This window comes from Staphylococcus sp. HMSC34G04, assembly GCF_001838765.1.
Taxonomy (GTDB): domain Bacteria; phylum Bacillota; class Bacilli; order Staphylococcales; family Staphylococcaceae; genus Staphylococcus; species Staphylococcus epidermidis.
The window spans coordinates 1-2,770 of record NZ_KV838718.1; the positions used below are offsets into that span (position 1 = coordinate 1).

The following is a 2,770-nucleotide window of genomic DNA, read 5'->3' on the forward strand; positions in this document are numbered from 1 at the left end:
CGTTTGTCCCTTTGTGTTGAGTTGACATAATTAAGCATTATAGGTAGTGATTTTGTATAGAATATGTATACTTTGTAAAAATGAACAGAATATTAAAAATATATACCAAAACCAATTAATAAATTTATATTTTTATACACTTGATTTTTATTAAAATTGTGATATCTTTGTTTTAAATTAATATTTTGGAGGGGTAAAAATGAAGAAAATATCTAAACTTCTTATTGCATTTTCATTAGTAACAACACTATCGTATGCAAGTGCTTCAACTGGTTTTATGAATGATAACTCTCATGAAGCATTTGCTAAATCTAAAAAGAAAAAACATAAAGGAAATGGTAACAAACATAATTGCTTCCCAGTCGGAAACAGTGAATTTTGTACAACTCCATAATTAAAATACAAAAGGTAAAGCAATTGTTTATTGCTTTACCTTTTTTTTAGGTTTCATTTATAATATTAATAATCTTAGAAAGGTAACTTAATGTTATGAAATCATCTTTATTTATATTAAAAGAACATTTTAATAATTTATATTTAATGAAAAGATTAGCACAATTTGAAATGAAAATTTCTAACAAAAATAATTATTTGGGAACAGCATGGGAGTTAATTAATCCTTCAATACAAATTTTTATGTATTGGTTTATTTTTGGTTTAGGGTTCAGAAATAATAGAACTGTTGAGAATATACCTTTTATTTTTTGGTTAATTGTAGGAATAAGTATGTGGTTTTTTGTGAATCAAGGTATTTTAAATGGTACAAAAGCAGTTACTAGCAAATATAAGCAAGTAGCTAAAATGAATTTCCCATTATCTATATTATCTAGTTATATCGTCTTGAGTAAATTTTACACTCATATACTATTACTTATTTTAATTATGCTTATATGTGCTTTAAATGGATACTACCCTACTATATATACATTACAATTATTAATTTTTATCCCTTACACTTTGTTACTGACAATGACAATAACACTATTAACTTCAACATTAGCTGTAATTATTAGAGATGTCCAAATGCTTATGCAAGCTCTTATGAGAATAATATTTTTTATATCTTCAATCTTATATTTACCGACAAATACTTTAGTTTTAAAGGTTATACAATTTAATCCTATCTATTTTATAGCTGAAAGTTATAGAGCGGCAATTCTATATCAAAATTGGTTTTTTATAACACATTGGAAACTATCTTTATATAATCTTGCTTTCCTTTTAATTACTTTTGTGTTGGGCTCTCTTTTACATGTTAAATATCGCGAACAATTTGCAGATTTTTTATAAACAGGATAAAAAAGCACTCAAAGATAAGACTTTGGTATATACTTCAAACAAAATTTAAAGTTAAAACAAATTGGATTTCGGCTTAGGAGAGATTAAATGCTTTTAAGAGAAACTGAAGACTATGAAAAATATTATAAGATAGGCAATGTTGTTATGGGAACAGCATTTATTTGTATTGTTATTTTTTCGCTTATGAAAAGCACTCCTTTATCTGATCTTTCCTTTTTAAAGTACATACACTTTGCTAGTGAGTTTTTATTGATAGCAGGGTTAATTATTAATAGTGTCCCTGATTTTTTAACTTGGAATATAAAGAACATCATTTTTGACCTTATTATCATTTCCTTTTTAATTGTATTTTTCATTTGGGTTTGATAATTATAGTAACTATATTTTTGGCTCCTAATGCATTACCTAATATTTCATCAAAAGCATATAAACTAAGAAAAGTTAAAACGTATTAAAACTTTTTTAGTCTTTTAAGTCGCCTTCTTTATGTTTAAATATTTTTCTCTATACATGTTGAAATTCATAAATGATGTACTATCAAAGTGTTCTAGTAAACTATGAATTTAAAGAAAAGTGACATAATTAACAAAAAGGAGATTTATATGTTATTAAAAAATAAGATTTATTTAGCCATTATTATTGTTGTTTTTATAATTTGTTCAATTATAGGATTGAATAAAAATATTATTGAAAATCCTTTAGGAGAAAAATTTTTTATTCATTAGGTTTTCTATTTTTTGTATTATTAAGTATTGGTACAACAAAAAATAGAAAGCATTAATGTCTTCTTTTTGCCCCATTTCTTACGATAAACATTTTTTGAGTAGCCAAAGAATCATTATTATTTTATATGAGTGATATATTAAGTATATTACACGCATTTATACCGAGAAAACTTATTGTTTGGAATGGGCGATTTGTTAGCTAATTTGTTTAGCGTGTTAGTTCCAAACAATAAGGAAATTGGAATAATGCAATAGAGTAAATATAGAGAAAATTTGGTGATTATATTTGAACTTTAATTATTCTGAAATAAAACGTTGGGTTTATGGCATTGCATACTTTTGGGGAGCAATAGGTTTTGTATTGTTTTTGTTGGATTATGTTCATGTATGCTTATGTATGTATATATTCTTTTCTATAATTTTAGTTATATTTAATTTACTATTTAAAAAATATTTTCAGGTAATAGTAAGTTCCTTGATAGCGGGATCTTTATTATTTTATTTATTGGTTATATTATAATAGCTGTTAAACTGACATACTATGTACACCCCGAACCAAAATTAATGTTTGACGCTATGACTATTGTTGGAAATCTTAGTAAAAATAATGCTCAAAAACTATCTGAATTTATGAGTGTTAAGCCACAAATTAAACTTTTGGATATGTTACAACCAGATTGGAAAACTATCGAACGTACATCTGATAGTAGACTAACCCCAATTAGTGGGAATTATATAAAAACACT

3 protein-coding genes and 1 pseudogene are annotated in these 2,770 nt (G+C 25.2%); all 4 read left to right on the forward strand.

Going from position 1 to position 2,770, the window contains the following annotated elements:
- Positions 1–199: 199 nt before the first annotated feature.
- Positions 200–394: a hypothetical protein gene (locus HMPREF3241_RS03560; RefSeq protein ID WP_002447414.1), complete on the forward strand. Its 195-nt coding sequence runs from the start codon at positions 200–202 to the stop codon at positions 392–394.
- 95 nt (positions 395–489) lie between these two features.
- Positions 490–1,290 (forward strand): ABC transporter permease, encoded by an 801-nt coding sequence (locus HMPREF3241_RS03565; protein WP_002447415.1) that lies wholly within the window; start codon positions 490–492, stop codon positions 1,288–1,290.
- Positions 1,291–1,386: 96 nt separating this feature from the next.
- On the forward strand, positions 1,387–1,665 hold the full coding sequence (locus HMPREF3241_RS03570) for a hypothetical protein (RefSeq protein ID WP_002447416.1): 279 nt from the start codon (positions 1,387–1,389) through the stop codon (positions 1,663–1,665).
- Between the two features lie 894 nt (positions 1,666–2,559).
- Positions 2,560–2,708 (forward strand): annotated as a pseudogene (locus tag HMPREF3241_RS13050) (replication initiation protein); the annotation flags it as partial.
- Positions 2,709–2,770: the final 62 nt, after the last annotated feature.

What these genes read in the sequence shown, in the direction of transcription:
- HMPREF3241_RS03560 (WP_002447414.1), top strand. Translation starts at nt 200, where the DNA reads ATGAAGAAAATATCTAAACTTCTTATTGCATTTTCATTAGTAACAACA.
- HMPREF3241_RS03565 (WP_002447415.1), top strand. Translation starts at nt 490, where the DNA reads ATGAAATCATCTTTATTTATATTAAAAGAACATTTTAATAATTTATAT.
- HMPREF3241_RS03570 (WP_002447416.1), top strand. Translation starts at nt 1,387, where the DNA reads ATGCTTTTAAGAGAAACTGAAGACTATGAAAAATATTATAAGATAGGC.